The 21772-nt window shown below is 61.4% G+C and carries 18 protein-coding genes and 1 pseudogene; 5 read left to right on the top strand and 14 right to left on the bottom strand.

The window, feature by feature from the left end:
• Positions 1-33: 33 nt before the first annotated feature.
• The gene (locus IF654_RS02590) at positions 34-1026 is read left to right on the top strand and encodes an RHS repeat-associated core domain-containing protein (protein WP_194862788.1); all 993 of its coding nucleotides are present in this window, start codon (positions 34-36) and stop codon (positions 1024-1026) included.
• A 57-nt stretch (positions 1027-1083) separates the two neighbouring features.
• Here the strand turns inward: IF654_RS02590 and fdhA are convergent, their stop codons facing one another.
• The 7 genes from fdhA to glyA form a co-directional block, all read right to left on the bottom strand.
• The gene (gene fdhA / locus IF654_RS02585) at positions 1084-2283 is read right to left on the bottom strand and encodes a formaldehyde dehydrogenase, glutathione-independent (RefSeq protein WP_194862789.1); all 1200 of its coding nucleotides are present in this window, start codon (positions 2281-2283) and stop codon (positions 1084-1086) included.
• An 82-nt stretch (positions 2284-2365) separates the two neighbouring features.
• Positions 2366-3223: a formyltetrahydrofolate deformylase gene (purU, locus tag IF654_RS02580; protein ID WP_047278116.1), complete on the bottom strand. Its 858-nt coding sequence runs from the start codon at positions 3221-3223 to the stop codon at positions 2366-2368.
• 96 nt (positions 3224-3319) lie between these two features.
• Positions 3320-3952 (bottom strand): sarcosine oxidase subunit gamma, encoded by a 633-nt coding sequence (locus IF654_RS02575; RefSeq protein WP_094988188.1) that lies wholly within the window; start codon positions 3950-3952, stop codon positions 3320-3322.
• An 11-nt stretch (positions 3953-3963) separates the two neighbouring features.
• Positions 3964-6981 carry a sarcosine oxidase subunit alpha gene (locus IF654_RS02570; RefSeq protein ID WP_047278118.1) on the bottom strand — a complete coding sequence of 1006 codons (3018 nt, stop codon included), beginning with the start codon at positions 6979-6981 and terminating at the stop codon, positions 3964-3966.
• Positions 6978-7313: a sarcosine oxidase subunit delta gene (locus IF654_RS02565; RefSeq protein WP_047278120.1), complete on the bottom strand. Its 336-nt coding sequence runs from the start codon at positions 7311-7313 to the stop codon at positions 6978-6980. The genes IF654_RS02570 and IF654_RS02565 overlap by 4 nt, the downstream gene beginning before the upstream one ends.
• A 14-nt stretch (positions 7314-7327) precedes the next feature.
• Positions 7328-8578 (bottom strand): sarcosine oxidase subunit beta family protein, encoded by a 1251-nt coding sequence (locus IF654_RS02560; protein ID WP_194862790.1) that lies wholly within the window; start codon positions 8576-8578, stop codon positions 7328-7330.
• A gap of 22 nt (positions 8579-8600) precedes the next feature.
• The gene (gene glyA / locus IF654_RS02555) at positions 8601-9854 is read right to left on the bottom strand and encodes a serine hydroxymethyltransferase (RefSeq protein WP_047278124.1); all 1254 of its coding nucleotides are present in this window, start codon (positions 9852-9854) and stop codon (positions 8601-8603) included.
• Between the two features lie 301 nt (positions 9855-10155).
• Between glyA and IF654_RS02550 the strand changes: the two genes are divergently transcribed.
• The gene (locus IF654_RS02550; RefSeq protein ID WP_047278126.1) at positions 10156-11196 is read left to right on the top strand and encodes a threonine aldolase family protein; all 1041 of its coding nucleotides are present in this window, start codon (positions 10156-10158) and stop codon (positions 11194-11196) included.
• 165 nt (positions 11197-11361) lie between these two features.
• Here the strand turns inward: IF654_RS02550 and IF654_RS02545 are convergent, their stop codons facing one another.
• Both IF654_RS02545 and IF654_RS02540 read right to left on the bottom strand, forming a co-directional pair.
• Positions 11362-11664, bottom strand: a complete 303-nt coding sequence (locus tag IF654_RS02545; RefSeq protein WP_047278128.1) for a cell division protein ZapA — start codon at positions 11662-11664, stop codon at positions 11362-11364.
• Entirely contained in the window at positions 11661-11891 is a 231-nt protein-coding gene (locus tag IF654_RS02540) for a hypothetical protein (RefSeq protein WP_047278131.1), read from the bottom strand. The genes IF654_RS02545 and IF654_RS02540 overlap by 4 nt, the downstream gene beginning before the upstream one ends.
• Before the next feature lie 211 nt (positions 11892-12102).
• On the opposite strand from IF654_RS02540, the pseudogene IF654_RS23220 reads away from it, so the two are divergent.
• Positions 12103-12942 (top strand): annotated as a pseudogene (locus IF654_RS23220) (MCP four helix bundle domain-containing protein); the annotation flags it as partial.
• The gene (locus tag IF654_RS23215) at positions 12925-13797 is read left to right on the top strand and encodes a methyl-accepting chemotaxis protein (RefSeq protein ID WP_371057938.1); all 873 of its coding nucleotides are present in this window, start codon (positions 12925-12927) and stop codon (positions 13795-13797) included. The pseudogene IF654_RS23220 and the gene IF654_RS23215, both read left to right, overlap by 18 nt.
• 48 nt (positions 13798-13845) lie before the next feature.
• Here the strand turns inward: IF654_RS23215 and gbcB are convergent, their stop codons facing one another.
• Positions 13846-14946, bottom strand: a complete 1101-nt coding sequence (gene gbcB, locus IF654_RS02530) for a glycine-betaine demethylase subunit GbcB (RefSeq protein ID WP_047278136.1) — start codon at positions 14944-14946, stop codon at positions 13846-13848.
• 269 nt (positions 14947-15215) lie between these two features.
• Here gbcB and gbcA point away from each other — a divergent pair, with 269 nt between their 5' ends.
• Positions 15216-16508, top strand: a complete 1293-nt coding sequence (gene gbcA / locus IF654_RS02525) for a glycine-betaine demethylase subunit GbcA (RefSeq protein ID WP_047278139.1) — start codon at positions 15216-15218, stop codon at positions 16506-16508.
• A 63-nt stretch (positions 16509-16571) separates the two neighbouring features.
• On the opposite strand, the gene IF654_RS02520 is transcribed toward gbcA, so the two are convergent.
• From IF654_RS02520 to dgcB, 4 genes are all read right to left on the bottom strand, one after another.
• The gene (locus tag IF654_RS02520) at positions 16572-17147 is read right to left on the bottom strand and encodes a GNAT family N-acetyltransferase (RefSeq protein WP_047278141.1); all 576 of its coding nucleotides are present in this window, start codon (positions 17145-17147) and stop codon (positions 16572-16574) included.
• 524 nt (positions 17148-17671) lie between these two features.
• Positions 17672-18442 (bottom strand): electron transfer flavoprotein subunit beta, encoded by a 771-nt coding sequence (gene etfB / locus IF654_RS02515; RefSeq protein ID WP_194862791.1) that lies wholly within the window; start codon positions 18440-18442, stop codon positions 17672-17674.
• Positions 18443-18515: 73 nt separating this feature from the next.
• Positions 18516-19727 (bottom strand): electron transfer flavoprotein subunit alpha, encoded by a 1212-nt coding sequence (gene etfA, locus IF654_RS02510; RefSeq protein WP_094989821.1) that lies wholly within the window; start codon positions 19725-19727, stop codon positions 18516-18518.
• Positions 19724-21667 carry a dimethylglycine demethylation protein DgcB gene (gene dgcB, locus IF654_RS02505; RefSeq protein WP_194862792.1) on the bottom strand — a complete coding sequence of 648 codons (1944 nt, stop codon included), beginning with the start codon at positions 21665-21667 and terminating at the stop codon, positions 19724-19726. Before dgcB ends, etfA begins: the two co-directional genes overlap by 4 nt.
• Between the last annotated feature and the right edge of the window lie 105 nt (positions 21668-21772).

Here is a 21772-nt window from a genome sequence, read left to right as displayed (position 1 = left end):
AAAGCGTATCCAACCACTGATTCGGTATTCAGCATGAAAAAGTCCCCCGCCACGCTTCAAGACAATTACCAATACGACGCACTGGACCGCCTGACCACCCGCAACGCCACGCATCGGTTTTATCAAAACGATCGCATTGCCACCGAGGTTGAAGGGGCCAACACCCGCCGCTTCATGGAATTCGACGCACAACCTTTAGCCGTGCAAGAAGGGCAGGCCACTAGCCTGCTGGCCACCGACCTGCAAACCTCGGTGCTGCAACACGCCAGCGCGGCAGGCACACAGGCGTATGCCTATACCCCTTATGGCCATCACTCGGCAGAAAGTGGCGTCACCCGGCTCCTGGCTTTCAATGGCGAGCACCCGGAAGCCGTCACCGGGCATTATTTGTTGGGCCAGGGTTATCGGGCTTATAACCCGGTGTTAATGCGCTTTAATAGCCCGGACAGTTGGAGCCCGTTTGGGGAGGGGGAGATTAATGCGTATGCGTATCCTACAAACCCTTTAATGATGCAAGATCCAACTGGGCATGTATGGCAATGGATAAGACGCTTATTTGGACGAGGTAACGTATCAAATGAAAAGGTCTCCCAACTATACGTCTCAGCGGTGACAGGAGTAAAAAAGATTAACCCATCACTTGCCGAGCCCAATCTTAATCCAACACCCAGCACATTACCTGAAACCACGTTAATAAGTAACGCCAAGACCTACATCAAGCAAGGCAACATAGTAGCTAAAAAAGCCAGTAAAAAGTTGGCAAAAGTTGGCACCCAAACATCCGACAGAAATTTTATGAGCCCACCCAATCTAAAAAAAGCAAGAGGAACGGAACAAAATCCAATCGACCGGATGTATACAAACAACCAAAGAAATATAGATACAAGCCTAAGGAGTATCGGGAACAGAGAGAAAAACAACGCACTCAATTTATTTTTAAAAGCAAAAGATAATTTAGAGCTCGTCATATCCAATCGCGCAAGGCTTGCTAATGAAGCTGACGCCATAAGAAAGGCGAACAATTAAATCCCCTAACGTCTATCAACCCCCAGGGCTACCGTTGCTGGCCCTGGGGGGGTTCAATCAAATCCCCTTCAACACCCCATGCGGATCAATCACAAACTTCTTCGGCACGCCCGCATCAAACTCCCCGTAGCCGCGAGGTGCCTCATCGAGGCTGATGACTTCGACCCCGACAATGTCGGCAATTTTGATCCGGTCCCACATGATCGCTTGCATCAATTGGCGGTTGTATTTCATCACCGGGGTTTGCCCGGTATGAAAGCTGTGGGATTTGGCCCAGCCCAGTCCAAAGCGGATGCTCAGGCTGCCCATTTTGGCGGCGGCATCCACAGCGCCGGGGTCTTCGGTCACGTACAACCCCGGAATGCCGATTTTGCCCGCCACCCGCACCACGCCCATCAGTGAGTTCAGCACCGTGGCCGGGGCTTCATGTTTCACGCCGTCGTGCCCGTGGCCTCGGGCTTCAAAGCCCACGGCATCGACGGCACAGTCCACTTCAGGCTCACCCAGCAAGTCAGCGATTTGTTCATGCAGCGGGGTGTCTTTGGACAGGTCGGCAATTTCAAAGCCCTGCGCCTTGGCGTGGGCCAAGCGAATCGGGTTCACGTCCCCCACGATCACCACGGCGGCGCCCAGCAAACGCGCGGACGCCGCCGCCGCAAGCCCCACCGGCCCGGCGCCCGCAATGTAGACCGTGCTGCCGGGGCCAACGCCCGCCGTGACGGCGCCGTGGTAACCGGTGGGCAGGATGTCAGAGAGGCAAGTCAGGTCGCGGATTTTCTCCATCGCGGCGTCGCGGTTCGGGAGTTTGAGCAGGTTGAAATCCGCATAAGGGACCAATACATATTCCGCCTGACCGCCTACCCAGTCGCCCATGTCCACGTAACCATAAGCACCGCCGGGACGGGCCGGGTTGACGGTCAGGCACACGCCGGTGTTTTGCTCTTTGCAACTGCGGCACCGCCCACAGGCCACGTTGAACGGCACCGATACCAAATCCCCGACCTTCAAATGCTCCACGTCACGCCCGGCCTCGATCACCTCGCCGGTAATTTCGTGCCCCAGTACGAGCCCGGTTTGCGCCGTGGTACGGCCGCGCACCATGTGCTGGTCTGAGCCGCAAATATTGGTCGACACCACGCGCAAGATCACCCCGTGGTGGATGGGCTTGCCTTGAGGGTTTTGCATCTTGGGAAACGGAATGCTCTGCACTTCAACCTGGCCGTTGCCCAGGTACACCACACCGCGATTGTCCGCCATTGAGTTCACCCTTGTTGTTATGGAGCAGGATGACCGGCCAGCCGCCCGCCGATCTGCTTGCAGCTTAGTGCGCGCTGGCGTGTCACAGCACCACGGTACGACCTCCATTTAGGAAAACGCGCCGCTCTATGTGATAACCCACACCCCGGGCCAATGTCTGGGCTTCAATGTCGCGGCCTCTGGCAATCAAGTCTTCGGGGTAGTAACTGTGGTCCACGACCTCGACGCCCTGAGCGATGATCGGCCCTTCGTCGAGGTCGTTGTTGATGTAGTGCGCCGTGGCGCCCACCAGTTTCACGCCTTTCTCGTAGGCCTGGTGATACGGCTTGGCGCCTTTGAAGCCGGGCAGTAACGAGTGATGAATGTTGATCGCCTTGCCATCGAGCTTGCGGCACAACTCAGGTGAGAGCACTTGCATGTAACGGGCAAGGATCACCAGTTCGGCACCGGTGTCTTCGATCACGCGCCAGACCCGCGCCTCTTGCGCGGGTTTGTCGTTGGGGTCGAGGGCGAAGTGGTGATAGGCGATACCGTGCCACTGCGCCAGCGGCTCCAGGTCCGGGTGATTGGAGACCACGGCCACCACGTCCATCGACAACTGCCCGATGCGCTGGCGATACAGCAAATCGTTCAGGCAGTGGTCGGACTTGGACACCATGATCAGCACTTTGGGCCGGTAATGCGGCGGGGTGAGTTCGAAGGCCATGCCGAAGGATTGACCGCGCTCGCTGAGCCCGCGGCGAAAGGCCGGTTCGTCAAAACCTTGTGGCTGACGAAATTCGACCCGGATAAAGAACCGGCCGGAACGTTGATCGTCGAAGGAATGGTGCTCAGTGACATAGCACTGGTGTTCAAACAGGTGACGCGTCACGGCGTCGACCGTGCCCAGCCTGCTGGGGCAATCGGCGGTGAGAATCCAGGTGTCCGGGGCGCGGCTCATGAAGGGCTCCTTTTAGTGTTCTGATGTGAAAAGCAAAAGCCCCTCACCCTAACCCTTTCCCACAGGGAGAGGCTTAGGGTGAGGGCCAGCCGCGACTCAGGCCTCAACACTTAACCCATATTGCGCCGCCGCATCCTGCAACCAGAGCCACCAATAATCCGAGAAGCTGCGGCGGATCAGCAGTTCCCACGTGTCTTCGGCCGTATGCCGGATCACCAGCTGCGATTTCGCAAACACCGTGCCCACCGCTTTGCCCACCGGGAAGTTGTCAGGGTGGACGTCGTAGCTGGTGGATTTCATCAGCACCTCGCGCACGTTCGGCCCGCGCAGCTCCAGCAGTTGTTGCCCGCCGCTGACGTTCACCACGGCAATGTGCTGACCCGCCAACGCCTCGCGCAACGCCTGTTCCACCTTGAACTCTTCACCGCCCGGCACGATCAGGAGCCATTCGTCCGGGCCCATCCATTGCAAGGACGTTTCGCCGCTGGCCACCAGGCTCAGCGCCACCGGCAGTTCGAGGCCCAGGGACTGGTGTACGCCTTCGCTGAACGCCGGATCGCGCGCGTCGCCACGCAAGGTCAGGTGGCCCAGCAGTTTTTTCTCACGCACCGTGACGCCGGGGTTTTGCCGACCCTGGCCGATGAGCGCCGACAACCGGGCGTGGTGCAAGGATGACTCAGCTTTGGCGCCCGACTCCGGACGCTGTTGGTATACGTTTGCGCTCGTCATGTGATCACCCATCAAATGTTCTGCCGTTCGCCTTTGGGGTCGAAAAACACCGAAGACACGATTTCCGCTTCGATCACGCTGCCATCGGCCAACGGGGCGAATACCCGTTCACCCATACGCTTGAGACCGTCCTTGACCACGCCCATGGCGAATGAATACCCCAGCGAGCCGCAGGTGTAACTGGAGGTCACATGGCCGACCATGCTCATGGGGATCGCCTGCTTGGGGTCGAACACCAGTTGTGCACCTTCCGGCAGCCATTGAGTCGGGTTCACCGGCTTGAGCCCCACCAGTTGTTTGCGCGCCTCGCGCACGCAGTCTTCGCGGTTCATGCCGCGCCAGCCAATCCATGAAAAAGGCTTGTTGCGGCCCACGCACCAGCCCATGTTCAGGTCATCCGGGGTCATGGAGCCGTCGGTGTCCTGGCCGACGATGATGAACCCCTTCTCGGCCCGCAACACGTGCATGGTCTCGGTGCCGTAGGGGGTCAGGTTGTAGGCTTTGCCGGCCTCGACGATGGCTTCCAGCACGCCCATGGCGTAGTCGGCCTGGATGTTGACCTCGTACGACAATTCGCCGGTAAACGAGATGCGGAACACCCGCGCCGGCACGCCGGCCACCCGGCCTTCTTTCCAGCTCATGAACGGGAAGGCGTCGCGGTCCAGGTCGATGTCGGTCACTTCGCTCAGCAGTTTGCGGCTGTTAGGGCCGGACAAGGTCAGGGTCGCGTAGTGGTCGGTGACCGAGGTGAAGTACACCTTCAGCTCCGGCCATTCGGTCTGCTGGTACAGCTCCAGCCATTGCAGCACCCGCGCCGCGCCGCCCGTGGTGGTGGTCATCACGAAATGGTTGTCGGCCAGGCAGGCGGTCACGCCGTCGTCGAAGACCATGCCGTCTTCTTTGCACATCAGCCCGTAGCGCGCCTTGCCCACGTCCAGTTTGGTCCAGGCGTTGGTGTAGATGCGGTTGAGGAATTCCCGCGCGTCCGGCCCCTGAATGTCAATTTTGCCCAGGGTCGAGGCATCCAGCATGCCGACGCTGTCACGCACGGCCTGGCACTCGCGCTTGACCGCTGCGTGCAGGTCTTCACCGGGACGCGGGAAGTACCACGGCCGCTTCCACTGCCCGACGTCTTCAAACGCTGCGCCCTGTTTGACGTGCCACGCCTGCAATGCGGTGTAGCGCACGGGCTCGAAAATGTGCCCGCAATGACGCCCCGCCACCGCGCCAAAGGTCACGGGCGTGTAGTTGGGGCGGAACATGGTGGTGCCCATTTGCGGGATGCTGACGTTCAACGAACGCGCCGCAATGGCCAGCCCGTTGACGTTGCCGAGCTTGCCCTGATCGGTGCCAAACCCCAGCGCGGTGTAGCGTTTGACGTGTTCGACCGACTCAAACCCTTCGCGGGTGGCCAGTTCGATGGCGGCCGCCGTGACGTCGTTTTGCAGGTCGACAAATTGTTTCGGCGCCCGTGCCGTGCCTTTTTCGTGGGGCACGTGAAACAGCGCCAGCGTGGGTTCCTGGTGATGATTGAGGGCTTTGGGCAACACGCCTTCCACGGCGTTGAACCCGGCTTCACAGGCCGCACGCACGCCGCCTTCAAAGCCGTCCGCCAGGCAGTCGCCCAAGCGATAGACGCCATTGATCCCGCCCACGCACACACGTTTTTGCGGTGCGTCACCGGGCACAAACCCGAGGATGTCTTCGCGCCAGACCGGTTTGCCGCCCAAGTGCGACGCCAAGTGCACCACCGGGCTGTAGCCCCCCGAGGTGGCAATCAGGTCGCAATCGAGCAGTTCGCCGGGGCTGGTGACGCGGTGGGTGTTGAGGTCGATCGCCGCCACCCGGGCACCGGTCACGTGTTTGCTGCCACGGGCTTCAATCACGGCGCTGCCGGTCAGAATGCGGATGCCCTTGGCGCGGGCTTCTTCCACCAGCGCACCCCGCGGGTTGCTGCGGGCATCGGCAATGGCCACCACTGGCAGGCTGGCGTCGAGCCAGTCCAGCGCCACGCGATAGGCATGGTCGTTATTGGTGCTCAGCAGCAACGTGCGCCCCGGCGCCACGCCGTAACGCCGCACATAGGTGGACACGGCACCGGCCAGCATGTTGCCCGGTACGTCGTTGTTGCCATACACCAATGGCCGTTCGCAGGCGCCCGTGGCCAGCACCACACGTTTGGCACGCACCCGGTGGATGCGTTGACGCACCAGGCCAATCGGTGCGCGGTCGCCCAGGTGGTCGGTCAGGCGTTCGTGAATCGTCAGAAAGTTGTGGTCGTGATAACCGTTGACGGTGGCCCGTGGCAGCAACACCACGTCCGGCATGCCGCGCAGCTCGGCCACCACGCTGGCGACCCAGTCCATGGCCGGTTTGCCGTCCAGGCTTTCGCGGCTGTCGAGCAGGCTGCCGCCGAACTCTTCCTGTTCATCGGCCACGATCACCCGGGCGCCACTGCGCGCCGCCGCCAGCGCTGCCGCCAGCCCGGCAGGCCCGGCGCCGACAATCAGTACGTCACAGTGACGGTTCATGTAGTCGTAGGTGTCGGGGTCGTTTTGCGTCGGTGAACGGCCCAACCCGGCCGCCTTGCGGATGTACTTCTCGTAGGTCATCCAGAACGACTTCGGGTACATGAAGGTTTTGTAGTAGAACCCCGGCGGCATCAGCTTGCCGCCCACCTTGCCCAAGATGCCCATCATGTCGGTGTTGACGTTGGGCCAGCCGTTGGTGCTGGTGGCCACCAGCCCTTGGTACAGCGCTTGTTGTGTGGCGCGCACGTTAGGGATTTGCGTGGCCTCGGTCGCCCCGATTTGCAGCACGGCATTGGGCTCTTCGGCGCCTGCGGCATAGATGCCCCGTGGCCGGGAATATTTGAAACTGCGGCCGATGATGTGTACGCCATTGGCCAACAACGCGGCCGCCAGGCTGTCGCCTTCGTAACCGGTGTAGGTGTGCCCGTTGAAGGTGAAGGTCAGCACGCGCGTGCGATCAACACGGCCGCCATGGGCCAAGCGATGGGTCTGGCTCATACCTTTTCTCCCAGCTCGCGGGGGGCCGTTGTCGGGGCTGGCGCAGGCGACTGTTCAGTGAACTGCGGCTGGCTGCCGATGCGGTAGGTCTCAAGAATTTCGTACGTCACGGTGTTGCGGGTCGCGTTGAAAAACTGACGGCACCCGGCCACGTGGTTCCACAACTCGTGGTGCAGGCCGCGCGGGTTGTCGCGAAAGAACAGGTAATCGCCCCACTCGGCATCGGTGCAGCTATTGGGGTCCAGCGGGCGCGGGATGTGTGCTTGCCCTGAGGCGTGGAACTCTTCTTCAGAGCGCAACTCGCCGCAGTGGGGACAGAAGATATGCAACATAGGTCTTTCTCCTGTTAGTGAGCGACGGCAGCAGCGCCGTGTTCGTCGATCAGCGCGCCGTTGTGGAAGCGCTCAAGGGAAAACGGGGCGGCCAGCGGGTGCATCTCGCCCTTGGCCAGACTGGCGGCAAACACGTTGCCCGAGCCTGGGGTAGCCTTGAAGCCGCCCGTGCCCCAGCCGCAGTTGAAAAACAGGTTGGGCACCGGGGTTTTGGAGATGATCGGGCACGCGTCGGGCGTGGTGTCGACGATGCCGCCCCACTGGCGGTTCATGCGCACGCGGGACAACACCGGGAACATTTCCACAATCGCCTGGATCGTGTGCTCGATCACCGGGTAGGAGCCGCGCTGGCCGTAGCCGACCCAGCCGTCAATCCCCGCACCGATCACCAGGTCGCCTTTGTCGGACTGGCTGATATAGCCGTGGACGGCGTTGGACATGATGACGCTGTCGATGATCGGCTTGATCGGCTCGGACACCAGCGCTTGCAGCGGGTGCGACTCGATGGGCAGGCGGAACCCGGCCTGACGCGCCATGTGCCCCGAATTGCCCGCCGTGACCACGCCCACGCGCTTGGCGCCGATAAAGCCTTTGCTGGTTTCGACGCCGATGCACACGCCGTTTTCCTTGCGAAAGCCCATCACTTCGGTTTGTTGAATCAAGTCCACGCCCAACGCATCGGCTGCCCGGGCAAAGCCCCAGGCCACGGCGTCGTGACGCGCCACGCCGCCGCGACGTTGCACGGTGGCGCCCAGGACCGGGTAGCGGGTGTTTTTTGAGCAATCCAGGTACGGGATTTCATCGGCCACCTGCTGCGTGTTGAGCAGTTCGCCGTCCACGCCGTTGAGGCGGTTGGCGCTGACCCGGCGTTCAGAGTCGCGCATGTCTTGCAGGGTATGGCACAGGTTGTAGACGCCGCGCTGGGAGAACATGACGTTGTAATTGAGGTCCTGGGACAGGCCTTCCCAGAGTTTCATCGCGTGTTCATACAAGTGCGCCGATTCGTCCCACAAATAGTTGGAACGCACGATGGTGGTGTTACGTGCTGTATTGCCGCCTCCCAGCCAGCCTTTCTCGACCACGGCCACATTGGTGATGCCGTGTGCCTTGGCCAAGTAATACGCAGTGGCCAACCCGTGCCCGCCGCCCCCGACGATGACCACGTCGTAGACCTTTTTCGGCGTCGGTGTGCGCCACATCTTTTGCCAGTTTTCGTGGTGGCTGAGGGAGTGCTTGAAGAGGCCGAAGCCTGAATACCGTTGCATAGGATCTACTCCAAAACCGCGCTCAGCGATAAACCGGGAAGTCTTTGCACAGCGCCGTCACTTGCCGCGCTACGTCCGCCTCAATGTCGGCATCGCCGAGGTGATCGAGGATGTCGCAGATCCAGCCAGCCAGCTCGGTGCATTGCGCCACTTTGAAACCGCGGGTGGTGACCGCCGGGGTGCCGATGCGCAACCCCGAGGTCACGAACGGCGACTGCGGGTCATTGGGCACTGCGTTCTTGTTGACGGTGATGTGGGCGCGGCCCAGCGCGGCATCGGCGTCTTTGCCGGTCAAGCCCTGACGGATCAGGCTGACCAGAAACAAATGGTTGTCCGTACCACCGGACACCACGTCATAGCCGCGTTTGATAAACACCTCGGCCATCGCCTGAGCGTTGTCGATCACGTGCTGTTGATAGGTGGTGAACGCAGGCTCCAGAGCTTCCTTGAAGCACACGGCCTTGGCCGCAATTACGTGCATCAGCGGCCCGCCCTGCCCGCCGGGGAACACGGCGGCATTGAGTTTTTTCTCCAGGGCTTCATTGCCACGGGCCAGAATCAGCCCGCCCCGTGGCCCGCGCAGGGTTTTGTGGGTGGTGGTGGTCACCACGTCGGCGTACGGCACCGGGTTGGGATATAAGCCTGCGGCCACCAGCCCGGCGACGTGGGCCATGTCGACAAACAGGTACGCGCCCACCTTGTCCGCAATCTCACGAAAGCGTGGGAAATCCAGGGTTTTGGAGTAAGCCGAAAAACCGGCAATGATCATTTTGGGCTGGTGCTCGACGGCCAGCCGCTCCACGTCGTCGTAGTCAATCAACCCGGTCGCGGTGTCGATGCCGTACTGCACGGCGTGATAGAGCTTGCCGGAAAAACTCACACTGGCGCCGTGGGTCAAGTGGCCACCATGGGCCAGACTCATGCCCAGCACGGTGTCACCGGCATTGAGCAAGGCCAGGTAGACCGCAGCGTTGGCCTGGCTGCCCGAGTGCGGCTGAACGTTGGCGTAATCGGCGCCGAACAGTTGCTTGGCGCGGTCGATGGCCAATTGCTCGACTTTATCCACATGCTGGCAGCCACCGTAGTACCGCTTGCCCGGATAGCCCTCGGCATACTTGTTGGTCAGGCCGCTGCCTTGGGCCTGCATGACGCGCTGGCTGGTGTAGTTTTCGGACGCGATGAGTTCGATGTGATCTTCCTGACGCTGATCTTCGGCATTCATGGCCGCTAACAAGGCGTCGTCGTACCCCTGTATCTGATCCTGCTTGCTGAACATCGCGTTCTCCCGGCGCCAGCGCGCCATTGGTCTGGATGAGGGCTTGCCCTGTGAGACCGATGGTAGGGCCGGCGCGGGGCGATCAAATGCCCACGCGCGCCACGCAGTGGTGCGTTTACGACATGCCGGTGAGATTGCCTGGCGAACCCGCGACGCACCGTGCAAGGCAGGCGTGCTCCTACAAGCCAGACCGGTCATTCGCCGGTTTGGGCGTAAGAGATTTCCGCGACTTAAGCAGTGCCTGTGCACCCGCAGATTTCTTGGCTAAAGTGCACGACAACTTTGACCATGGAACCGGAAAATGACTGACAAGAGCCAACAATTCGCCAGCGACAACTACTCCGGTATCTGCCCCGAAGTCTGGTCTGCGATGGAAAAGGCCAATCACGGCCACCAGCGTTCCTATGGCGATGACCAATGGACCCTGCGCGCGGCGGACGACTTTCGCAAACTGTTCGAAACCGACTGCGAGGTGTACTTCGCCTTCAACGGCACGGCGGCCAACTCGCTGGCGCTGTCGGCGTTGTGCCAAAGTTTCCACAGCGTCATCTGCTCCGAAACGGCCCACGTCGAAACTGACGAATGCGGCGCCCCGGAGTTCTTCTCCAACGGCTCCAAACTGCTGATCGCCCGCACTGAAAACGGCAAGATCACCCCCGAATCCATCCGCGAGATCGCCCTCAAGCGCAAAGACATCCACTACCCCAAGCCTCGCGTGGTGACCATCACCCAGGCCACTGAAGTGGGCAGTGTCTACAGCCCGGAAGAAATCCGCGCCATCAGCGCCACCTGCAAAGAACTCGGCCTGTTGCTGCACATGGACGGCGCGCGTTTCTCCAATGCCTGCGCCTACCTGGGCTGCACCCCGGCCGAGCTGTCGTGGAAAGCGGGCGTGGACGTGCTGTGTTTTGGCGGGACCAAAAACGGCATGGCGGTGGGCGAAGCGATCCTGTTTTTCGACCACGACCTGGCGGTGGACTTCGATTACCGCTGCAAACAGGCCGGGCAACTGGCTTCGAAGATGCGCTTTTTGTCGGCGCCGTGGGTCGGCTTGCTGGAAAACGGCGCCTGGCTCAAACACGCCAAACACGCCAACCACTGCGCGCAATTGCTCAGTGAACTGGTGAGTGACATTGACGGGGTTGAACTGATGTTCCCGGTGCAGGCCAATGGCGTGTTCCTGCAACTGTCGGAACCGGCGGTAGCGGCACTGACCGCCAAGGGCTGGCGCTTCTATACCTTCATCGGCAAAGGCGGCGCCCGCTTCATGTGCTCGTGGGACACCGAAGAAGCCCGCGTACGGGAGCTGGCGGCGGATATTCGGGAAGTGATGGCGGGATAAGCGCCGCGGCTGCGGCGCAATCGATCGCAGCCTCGTGTCTCGGGACGGCTACAGGATCAAGTCATGCCTGTGGTCGTGGACGAGTGCCGCGAGGCTGCGTTCAGCGACGTAACCCTCACCTGCATGCTCAGGGGTTACGCGCGCTGTGCACAACATGGCGAATCATCAGGATTGCCCGAGTGTTCGCTCTATCACGTCGACCGTGGCGCTGACTTGCTCTTGATAACGGTCGAGCTCCTGTTTGTGGCTCAGTTGCAGTTCGATCTGTTGCGAACACAGATTCAAGGCTGCCAGCACCAACAGTTTGTCCCCGATCAGGCTCGGGTACTTGCGTTTCGTTTCGGCCAGGGCGGCTTTCAACATCACGGTGGCGGCCATCAGGGTTTGTTGTTCCCCTTCAGGTGCCTTGATCGTGTAGTCGTTACCCAGAATCGAGACGACATTTACACCGTCTCTGTCCACGCTCATGCGTTGACAGGGCTCACGCTCGCGCGCTCAACCAGTGCCTGAATGCGTGCTGCGGTGGCACCTTGCTTCTCTTCCTGTTCCATCAGGCTCAGTTGCAGGCTTTCGTTTTCGTCTTTGGCCTGGGCCAGTTCAGCCGTCAGCTGAGAGTTGGCGTCCAGCAGTTCTTGCTTTTGCTGAACCAGGTCGCTGACCAGTTGTTCAAGTTTGCTAAGGGATGACTCAATCATGGGGAAGATCTCAAGCAGTTTCAGAGGGCGCGTACGATAAAGAAAAGTCACCTTCTAAGCCAGGGTTATTCAGGCCCAAAGGCCCGATTTAGCTAGGGGCGCCGTTCATTTAGCCCCCTAAAGACTGTGGCAGGCCAACTAGGTTCCCGCCCCCGGTCGGCAAAGCCTGCGGCGCAACAATTTCGCGGACGGCATTCAAGACTTTAGTCTTATGACCGATAGGTCATATACACCTCGCATTGACGTCGCACGGAACGCGCCTCATCCCTCAGGAAACATCATGTCTTTACGCAATATGAATATCGCTCCGCGCGCCTTTTTAGGCTTTGCGCTGATCGGCACACTGATGCTGATTCTGGGGGCTGGCGCACTGCTCCAGATGGGCCAGATCCGCTCTGCGGCCGAGGACATCAGCACCACGAGCGTGCCGAGCATCCAGAACCTGGATGAGTTCACCCAACTGGCGTTGCGCCTGCGCGTGCTGTCGTACCGCTTGCTGATTAACCGTGAGCCCGACGTTCAGCAAAAAACCATGGAACTGCTGGACCTGCGCAATCAAGAGATCCGTACGGCCGAAACGCAATACGAGAAGTACATCAGCAGCCCTCAAGAGCAAGCGGTGTACGATCGTTACAAACAACTGATGGGTCAATACGGGCAACTGCAAGACCGCATGCGCAACTACTCGCGCAATGACCAGGTCGATCAATTGCGCGAACTGCTCAACACCGAACTGCTGGAAAACTCCGAAGCGATCAACAAAGAACTCAACAACCTGATGCGCATTAATGGCCAGCAAATCACTGAAGCCAATCAGCGTGCCAGCGACATGTATTCGGCGGCGATCAAGCTGGTGGTGTTCTTGCTGTTACTGGCCACTGCGCTGACCATCGCCTGCGCCCTGCTCCTGACCCGCAGCATCACCCAGCCCATTGCGCAGGCGCTTGAGGCGGCCGAAGCGATTGCCGAAGGCAACCTCACTCGCCCGATCAAGGTCGATGGCAGCGATGAAGCGGGCCGTCTGTTGCAGGCCATGGCCAAGATGCAAGGCAAGCTGCGTGACACCCTGCAACGCATTTCGGGCTCGGCCACGCAATTGGCGTCTGCGGCTGAAGAGCTAAACTGCGTCACGGACGAAAGCGCCAAAGGCCTGACCCAGCAGAACAACGAGATCGAGCAAGCCGCAACGGCCGTCAACGAAATGACCAGCGCCGTGGAAGAAGTGGCACGTAACGCTGTCAGCACCTCCGAAGCCTCGAAAAACGCGACCGCATCGGCCGGTGATGGCCGCGACCTGGTACTCGAAACCGTCAGCGCCATCGAACGCATGAGTGGCGATGTGCAGAGCACCGCGACCCTGATTGGCAACCTGGCCGCTGAGTCGCGGGACATTGGCAAAGTACTGGACGTGATTCGCGGCCTGGCCGATCAGACCAACCTGCTGGCCTTGAACGCAGCCATCGAAGCGGCGCGTGCCGGTGAAGCGGGCCGCGGGTTTGCGGTCGTGGCGGACGAAGTGCGGGCACTGGCACATCGCACGCAGCAGTCGACCAGCGAAATTGAACGCATGATTGGCAGCATTCAGGGCGGCACTGAACAGGCCGTGGACTCGATGCGCAACAGCACCGAGCGCGCCGAATCGACGCTCAACATAGCCAAAGGCGCGGGCCTGGCGCTGGACACCATCAACACGGCGATTGTGGAAATCAACGAGCGCAACCTGGTGATTGCCAGCGCCGCCGAAGAACAGGCCCAAGTGGCCCGCGAAGTGGACCGCAACCTGGTCAACATCCGCGACTTGTCGGTGCAATCAGCGACGGGTGCCAGCCAGACCAGCTCGGCGAGCAATGAGCTGTCGCGCTTGGCGGTAGACCTGAACAGCATGGTTTCGCGCTTCAGCTTGTAAGCCAGACGTCAAAAGCCCCTCACCCAAAGGGAGAGGGGCCTAGCCACCCTAAAACTCGATCCGCACATCCCCCTTCGGCACACTGCAACACGACAGGATGTAGCCTTCGGCCACGTCTTCATCGGTAATGCCGCCGTTGTGCTCCATCTCCACGTTCCCGCCCAGCTTCAACACTTTGCACGTCCCGCAGATCCCCATCCCGCATGCCTTGGGAATCATCAGCCCCAACTTGGCCGCCGCCGCATGCACGGTTTCCGCCGGGCCCACGCGGATGCTCTTGCCCGACGCCGTGAACTCCACCTGATTAAGCTCGGACGCGTCCAGTTCGGGGGCATCGGCCGCCTGCTCGGCCTGCTCTTGCGCATCGGCCCGCACGCCGGGCGGCGTCGCGCCGAATGACTCTTCGTGGTAACGGCTCATGTCAAACCCGCTGGCTTCGAGCAACCGTTTGACCGCCGTCATGTACGGTGTGGGGCCGCAGCAGAACACTTCGCGCTCCAGAAAATCAGGGGCCATCAGTTCCAGCATTTTGTGATTCAAATACCCGCGATACCCCGCCCAGGGTTCGCCCAGGCCGTGCTTTTCGCAGATCAGGTGCAGGCTGAAGTTGTCGATGCGCGAGGCCATGTGCTCCAGCTCGCGGTGGTAAATGATGTCTTTGGGGGACCGGGCGCTGTGGATAAACACCATGTCGACATTGGCATTGGTGTCGTAAAACCAGCGCGCCATCGACATCACCGGGGTAATGCCCACCCCGCCACTGAGGTACAGCACTTTGGGGCTCGGCGCATCGATGGCGTTGAACAGACCCACCGGGCCATGCACGGCCAGCTCCTGACCTTCCTGCAAGGTGTCATGCAGCCAGTTGGACACCCGCCCGCCGGGGACGCGCTTGATGGTGACGGAAAAACTGTACGGCACCGAGGGTGAGCTGGAGATGGTGTACGAGCGCATCACTTGCTCGCCGTCGATGTCCAGTTCCAGTGTCACGAACTGCCCCGGCTTGAAAAAGAACAGGATCGGCTGGTCGGCCATAAAACAGAACGTGCGCACGTCCCAGGTTTCCTGAATCACTTTCACGCAGCGAACGGTGTGGCGGCCGTTGGCCCAGGTCTGGGTGGTTACCGGGTTCAGAAAGCTGTTGGACATGCGCTTCTCCACGGCCGACTGCCGGCCTCTTGCTGGCGATTTTGCGCATGCGCCGTGAGCGCCATTTATCTATTCGCGACATTCACATGCTTATCGCGACCAGCCCCTGAAAACGGGCGCCCGGGCGTCGGGAACAGATTGGGCCATGTCGCTCACAGACAGGGCCGCCGCGCGCTTGAAACGCACACTCAGCGCCATTGGCTTCACCTTGCGTCGCACCCTTGACCCGCCACTTGAAGGCCGCCTCCCATGGCCATGAGGACCACACGATGGACGTCACCGCAACCCTGAGCCTGGGCGATCCACTGGAACCCGCACGCAAGGCCACCGCCGAAATGTTGCACACCCGCGAACGGACGTTTTCCCTGCCCCAGCCGTTCTACAACGATGAGCGGTTATTCGCCATCGACATGCAGGAGATTTTTCAGAAGGAATGGCTGATCGCAGGCATGACCTGCGAGATCCCGAGCAAGGGCAACTTCCTGACCCTGCAAGTGGGCAACAACCCGATCATCGTGATTCGCGGCGCCGAAGGCCAGGTGCATGCCTTTCATAACGTGTGCCGCCACCGGGGGTCCAGGCTGTGTACCAGCGAGAAAGGCAAAGTCGCCAAGCTGGTGTGCCATTACCACCAGTGGACCTACGAGCTGGATGGGCGCCTGCTGTTTGCCGGCACTGAAATGGGCGCTGACTTCGACATGAAGCAGTACGGCCTCAAACCGGTGAACGTGAAAACCGCGGGCGGTTACGTCTTTATCAGCCTGGCCGAGCACCCGCCGGCCATTGATGAGTTCCTCGCCACGCTCGATCACTACATGGAACCCTACGACATGGAAAACACCAAAGTGGCGATCCAGACCACGCTGGTGGAGAAAGCCAACTGGAAACTGGTGCTGGAAAACAACCGCGAGTGTTACCACTGCAACGCCTCGCACCCGGAACTGCTCAAAACCTTGCTGGAATGGGACGACGTCACCGACCCGCGCGCCGATCAGGCGTTCAAGGACCACGTTGCCGCCTCGGCCGCTGCGTGGGATGCCGAACACATCCCCTATGCCCACCAAAGCTTTGGCCTGCGCAACCGCATCGTGCGCATGCCCCTGCTCAAGGGCACGGTGTCGATGACGCTGGATGGCAAACAAGGCTGTGCAAAACTCATGGGCCGCATCAAAAACCCGGACTTGGGTTCAATGCGCATCCTGCACCTGCCGCATTCGTGGAACCACTGCATGGGCGACCACATCATTGTGTTCACGGTCTGGCCGATCAGCGCGCAGGAGACCGTGGTCACCACCAAATGGCTGGTGCACAAGGAGGCCGTCGAAGGTGTGGACTACGACGTGCAGCGCATGCGCACCGTGTGGGACGCCACCAACGATCAGGACCGGCGACTGGCCGAAGAAAATCAGCGCGGGATCAACTCCACCGCTTATCAGCCGGGGCCATACTCCAAAACGTACGAATTTGGCGTGATCAACTTCGTGGACTGGTACAGCGAGCGCATGCTCAGCAACCTCGGTGCCGCGCCTGCGCCCTACCTTAAAGAAGTGAGCGCGCCCTGACGCCCGCCGTCGATCGCCTCGGCGCACGTGTCGCTGAGGCGATCGACCCGGCCCAAGCCAGCGTTACCGGGTCACGGGCCTGCTCATCAGATAGGCCTGCCCGGTCACGCGAAACAGCGGATGAGGGGTGATCTGGCAGGTTTTGACAATGTGAAAGCCGTGGCGCTCATAAAATCGTCGAGCCCCGGTATTGGCGGCGTAATCGATCAGGCTCAGGCCATCGAGCCCCAGTGCGTCACAACGCGCCTGGGCCGCTTGGAGAAAGGTCGTCCCCAACCCCTGATTGCGCCAGCCCTCGTCCAGCGCCAGGCTTGAAATGTAGAGCGTGTCCGGTATTTCCATGTCGGCATAGGGCGCCAACACCGGGTCAGTCACCGGCTCGGCGTGCGGGTCGTGGCGCATCACGTAGCTGTGCATCATGCCGATCACGCGCCCTTGGTGCTCCGCGATCAGGCAGTTCTCATACGAAAAATTCACCCCCTCACGGGCGTAACGCGCCGCCCCCACCTCCAGCAAGTCCTCGCCGGGTTGTGCAATCAGGCTCCAGATGTAATCCGCCCCGCCTTCCGAGGTGATCTGGAAGAAACGTGCAATCTCGCGGGCGTCGCCACGCTGAGCCGGTCTGAATAAAACAGTCATGGGTGCCTCTTACGCCGGGATGGATAGGCTTTTTAGCCCGCGACGGGGGCTGTCACAACGCCTGCTTGCAGGCTATGTATAACGAGGTATTTCCATCCAGTGATCATTATTTGATCAAGCGCACGCACCCCGTGCCTACAAAGGCGCGTAGCCAAGCACGAACACGTTATCCACAGGCACACCCACAGCAATTGTGGGGAAGTTGACACCTCATCCACCCAGCGCCCACTGATCAATTTTTGTACAAAACCCTGCACGCCACGTCCTGCGTGGCCTACAGCGGAAAGCGAACACGTTATCCACACATCCGCCAACAGAGAATGTGCGCAACTTATGCACGGTGCCTGCCGCTGTGGAAAAGCCCTTGAAAGCGCCACGATTCAAGGCTTTAGCGAGCGAGCCGTGGATAAAACCGGTATTTGGCTATTTTTTGATCAAAACCCTGCAAGCCACGTTCTGCATGGCTTGCAGCGGATAGCGAACATGTTATCCACACAAGCGCTAACAGACTTTGTGGGCAAGTCTCACCGCACCACCCCTTCTTCGATCAGCAACGTCAAAATCGCTTGCGCGCCTTCTTCAGCACTCACCCCGCTGAGGACGCGTCCGCTGCCGCCTGCGGCCTTGGCTGTCGCGGCTTTCATGCGGTCGGCGCCGCTCTTGGCCTTGATCACCTTGAGGCGTTTGGGTCGGGGCTTGGCAGGGGATAACGTGGCTGCTGTGGATAACTGATCGTCAACCACCTCAACGTCTTGCGCGTGGATCTCCCCCCGCATGGCCGGGCCATAAGCGCTTTGTCGGCCAATGGGCGCGGCGTTATCCACAGTGGCCAGAAAGGGCAAGCGCACGTGCAGGCGTCGACGCTGCCCACGGGGCAAGGCTTGCAACACACTGGCCACGCCGTCGTGGACAGACTCGATCTGCGCCACCCCTGCCACCAGCGGCCAGCCCAGTTGCTCGGCCAGCAGGTAGGGGAGCATGCCGGAGCCCTCGCCGGTTTCTGCCTGATTGCCGGTGAGCACCAACTGCACACCCGCCTCACGCAGATAGTCGCGCAGCACGGGCACGGCATCGGCCTGTGGGGGTTGTTCGAGCACCTGCAACTGCGCCAGCCCCATGCCCAGATACGCGCGCAATGCGGGCTCATGGGGGTTGCCCGCGTGCAGCACGTGCAGGTCATCGCCGGCCAGTTGCAGGCCCATTTCTACCGCGCGGGCATCTTGTTCGGCGCGGCGTGGGCGCTGTGAGGCGGGGTGGATACCGATGGATACCAATACGACGGTGGGGATGGTCATGAATCACGCTCCAAATCAAAAGCCCTCACCCTGGCCCGCTCGCAGAGGGAGAGGGTTGGGGGTGTGGGCGCGGTTAAGCTGCATCCCGCACGTTGTCTTGCCGCCACTTATCCACAGCCGCCAGCAACGCCTCAAGCACTAACGCCGCATCCCCAATCACCGACAAGTCGGCGCGTTTGATCATGTCGCACGCCGGATCGAGGTTGATCGCCACGACTTTGTCGCACGCCCCCATGCCTTGCAGGTGCTGAATGGCGCCACTGATCCCGACCGCCACATACACGCGGGCGGTCACCCAGGTGCCGCTGGCGCCAACTTGCCGCTCACGCGCCATAAAGCCTGCGTCCACGGCCACCCGGGATGCACCTTCAGTGGCGCCCAACGCCGCAGCGGTCCTGTGGAAAAGCCCCCAGTCTTTGACCCCATTGCCGCCACTGAGAATGAACGGCGCTTCAGCCATCGGGATCACCGACGGATCGACTTCAACCGGCCCTAGGTCTTGTATGCGCGGCACGTTGGCGACAACGGGTGTGGATAACTCAACGGCCAACGCTTGGTGGCGGGTCTCGCTCACCGCATCGGCGCATTCGGCCGCCGCCAAAATCAACCGAGGCACGGGTTGTTGCAGGTCTTGCACACCCGCGCCCGCACGGCCGATGCACAGACCGTCCTTGACCTGCCATACCCGTGTTGCAGGGCGCTCACCGATGCGCGCGGCAAACCGCCGACCCCGCTCACCGCCCCCTTCGCGGCTGTCGGGCAACACCCAATGCCGGGGGGAAAATTGGTTATCCACAGCCTGAAGCCCCAACACCTGCTGCTCCGGTGCATAACCTTGATGGTCGAGCATCAGCAATCGATCCACCCCGGCCTCTGCAAAAGCACGCTCCTTATGCTCACCGAATACCACGGCCAACACCGCGCCTTCGCTGCCTGCCAAGACATGCGCCAAGCCAAGCACGTCGCGATCGTGAGCACTCAACCGGCCTCCAGGCAGGTCGGGCACGACGGCGATGTAGAACGCAGGGCTCGGCACCTGATGCAGCGGCCGTTGAGCCTGCACACTGACCGCACGCCGGGTCGACCCGCCTTGCTGGCCGCCACTGCGGTCAATGCGCTTAAGCCCCTGCGGGCCGATAAACCCCACGCCGTGGACATTTTTGCGCAGCACGCCGTTGGGCCCCATCCAGCGTTCAAGCCGCGGTTGCAAGGCCGCATGCAGCGGGTGCAGACGATTACGGGCAATCCACTCGGCACGCGGGTCACGACGAAGCACGTCACTCATGCGACCACCTCCTGGGGGTTGTGCTTCGCGAGGCCGGGCGCTGTGGCTCGCTCCACCAATGCATCGGCCACCAGTTCGGCCAGGTCTTTGATCTGCGGGCGCGGCGCGACCACGCCTTCGAGCATGGCCGTGCATTGCGGGCAGCCCACGGCCACCCGTTCGACGCCGGTTTCGCGGATGTCGGCCATGCGCATGTCGGGGATGCGCTGTGAGCCGGGGATGTCGGTAATCGGCGCCCCGCCCCCGCCGCCGCAACAGCGGGAACGGAACCCCGAACGTTGCATTTCCTGAACCTCAAGCCCCAGTGCACGCAGCACCTGACGCGGGGCCTCGTATTCGCCGTTGTAGCGGCCCAGGTAACACGGGTCGTGGTAGGTCACGCGGCCTCCGGTGTCCGGTTTAAGCTCAAGCAGCCCGCCCTCGATCAACTCGGCCATGTAGGTGCTGTGGTGCTGCACCCGGTAATCACCGCCCAAGGCGCCGTATTCGTTTTTCAACACGTGAAAGCTGTGGGGGTCGCAGGTGACGATGCGGCTGAAGGCGTATTGCGCCAGGGTCTGGATATTGCGCGTGGCCAACGCTTGAAACGTGGCTTCGTCGCCCAGACGCCGGGCCACGTCGCCACTGTCGCGTTCTTCAAGCCCCAGGACGGCGAAATCAACACCCGCCGCCTTCAGGACGCTGACAAAAGCGCGCAGGGTGCGTTGATTGCGCATGTCGAACGCGCCGTCACCGACCCAAAACAGCACGTGCGCCGAACGCTTGTCGCGCATCAGCGGCAGGTTCAAATCGGCGGCCCAGTTCATGCGCCCGCCCGGTGCGAACCCGCCGGGGTTGTCCGTGGCGATCAGGTTGTCCAGCACCTGCGCACCGGTATTGGGCGTGGCGCCTTTCTCCAGCGTGAGAAAGCGCCGCATGTCGACGATGGCGTCCACGTGCTCGATCATCATCGGGCACTCTTCGACACAGGCTCGGCACGTGGTGCAAGACCACAACGTGTCAGCGTCCACCAGGCCGTTGACGATGGGCTGATGCGCAGTGCCCCCGTGCTCACCGAGGGGCTTGCCGGGGTAAGGGCTGCCCGCAAAGTGAGCATCGGTGCCCCCCGCCATGCCCACCACCATGTCTTGAATCAACTTCTTCGGGTTCAGCGGCTGGCCTGCCGCAAAGGCCGGGCACGCGGCTTCGCACTTGCCGCATTGCACACAGGCGTCAAACCCCAGGAGCTGGTTCCAGGTGAAGTCTTCAGGTTTTTCTACGCCCAAAGGGGCGCGGCGATCGGTCAGGTCCAGGGCTTTCAAACCGGTGGAGCGCCCGCCGCCAAATCGCTCGGGGCGGCGGTGCCAGGCCAGGTGCAAGGCGCCAGCAAACGCATGCTTCATTGGCCCGCCCCAGGTCATGCCGAAGAACAATTCGCCCACGCCCCAGACCACGCCCACAACCAACAGCGCGGCCAGCGACCAGCCCCCAAAGCCTTCAGGCAACACCCCCGCCACGGGCAGGGTCAGGATGAAAAAACTCGCGGCAAACACCAGCAGGCTTTTCGGCAGGCGCATCCACGGGCCTTTGGACAGACGGCTCGGCGGGTTGAGGCGACGTTTGAAGACAAACAGCGCCCCCACCCCCATCAGCGCCGTGGCACACAGCAAGGCGTAGGCGAGGACGCGCTGATGCACGCCCACCCCATGAACCAGAATCGCCAGCACCGCCACCAGCACAAAGCCGCCCGCCGTGGCCACGTGGGTGTTGGCCATGTAGCGGTCGCGGGCCACGACGTGGTGCAGGTCGTTCATGTAGCGCTTGGGCATGGCCAGCAGGCCGCCCAGCAGATCGACGCGGGACGGGCGGCCCTGACGCCAGAGGTGGATTCGCCGAAACGCGCCGATGAGGGTCAGGCCCAGTGCCGCGAAGATCAGGATGGGAAGAACAATAGTCAGCATGGGTGGCTCCCCTCTACAGTCGGTTTAAACACAGGCCCTCACCCCAGCCCTCTCCCGCCGGGAAAGGCGGCGGTACGGTGTATGGCCGCTATGCCGGGGTTTACC

Source organism: Pseudomonas lundensis (assembly GCF_015377145.2).
Classification (GTDB): Bacteria; Pseudomonadota; Gammaproteobacteria; order Pseudomonadales; family Pseudomonadaceae; genus Aquipseudomonas; species Aquipseudomonas lundensis.
The sequence above is the reverse complement of the archived record's forward strand: the minus strand, read 5'-3'. Positions and strand labels throughout refer to the sequence as shown.

Excerpts from the sequence above, each read along its gene's own strand:
- IF654_RS02590 (WP_194862788.1), top strand. The coding sequence starts at position 34 with ATGAAAAAGTCCCCCGCCACGCTTCAAGACAATTACCAATACGACGCA.
- fdhA (WP_194862789.1), bottom strand. The coding sequence starts at position 2,283 with ATGGCGGACAATCGCGGTGTGGTGTACCTGGGCAACGGCCAGGTTGAA.
- purU (WP_047278116.1), bottom strand. The coding sequence starts at position 3,223 with ATGAGCCGCGCCCCGGACACCTGGATTCTCACCGCCGATTGCCCCAGC.
- IF654_RS02575 (WP_094988188.1), bottom strand. The coding sequence starts at position 3,952 with ATGACGAGCGCAAACGTATACCAACAGCGTCCGGAGTCGGGCGCCAAA.
- IF654_RS02570 (WP_047278118.1), bottom strand. The coding sequence starts at position 6,981 with ATGAGCCAGACCCATCGCTTGGCCCATGGCGGCCGTGTTGATCGCACG.
- IF654_RS02565 (WP_047278120.1), bottom strand. The coding sequence starts at position 7,313 with ATGTTGCATATCTTCTGTCCCCACTGCGGCGAGTTGCGCTCTGAAGAA.
- IF654_RS02560 (WP_194862790.1), bottom strand. The coding sequence starts at position 8,578 with ATGCAACGGTATTCAGGCTTCGGCCTCTTCAAGCACTCCCTCAGCCAC.
- glyA (WP_047278124.1), bottom strand. The coding sequence starts at position 9,854 with ATGTTCAGCAAGCAGGATCAGATACAGGGGTACGACGACGCCTTGTTA.
- IF654_RS02550 (WP_047278126.1), top strand. The coding sequence starts at position 10,156 with ATGACTGACAAGAGCCAACAATTCGCCAGCGACAACTACTCCGGTATC.
- IF654_RS02545 (WP_047278128.1), bottom strand. The coding sequence starts at position 11,664 with ATGAGCGTGGACAGAGACGGTGTAAATGTCGTCTCGATTCTGGGTAAC.
- IF654_RS02540 (WP_047278131.1), bottom strand. The coding sequence starts at position 11,891 with ATGATTGAGTCATCCCTTAGCAAACTTGAACAACTGGTCAGCGACCTG.
- IF654_RS23215 (WP_371057938.1), top strand. The coding sequence starts at position 12,925 with ATGGCCAAGATGCAAGGCAAGCTGCGTGACACCCTGCAACGCATTTCG.
- gbcB (WP_047278136.1), bottom strand. The coding sequence starts at position 14,946 with ATGTCCAACAGCTTTCTGAACCCGGTAACCACCCAGACCTGGGCCAAC.
- gbcA (WP_047278139.1), top strand. The coding sequence starts at position 15,216 with ATGGACGTCACCGCAACCCTGAGCCTGGGCGATCCACTGGAACCCGCA.
- IF654_RS02520 (WP_047278141.1), bottom strand. The coding sequence starts at position 17,147 with ATGACTGTTTTATTCAGACCGGCTCAGCGTGGCGACGCCCGCGAGATT.
- etfB (WP_194862791.1), bottom strand. The coding sequence starts at position 18,442 with ATGACCATCCCCACCGTCGTATTGGTATCCATCGGTATCCACCCCGCC.
- etfA (WP_094989821.1), bottom strand. The coding sequence starts at position 19,727 with ATGAGTGACGTGCTTCGTCGTGACCCGCGTGCCGAGTGGATTGCCCGT.
- dgcB (WP_194862792.1), bottom strand. The coding sequence starts at position 21,667 with ATGCTGACTATTGTTCTTCCCATCCTGATCTTCGCGGCACTGGGCCTG.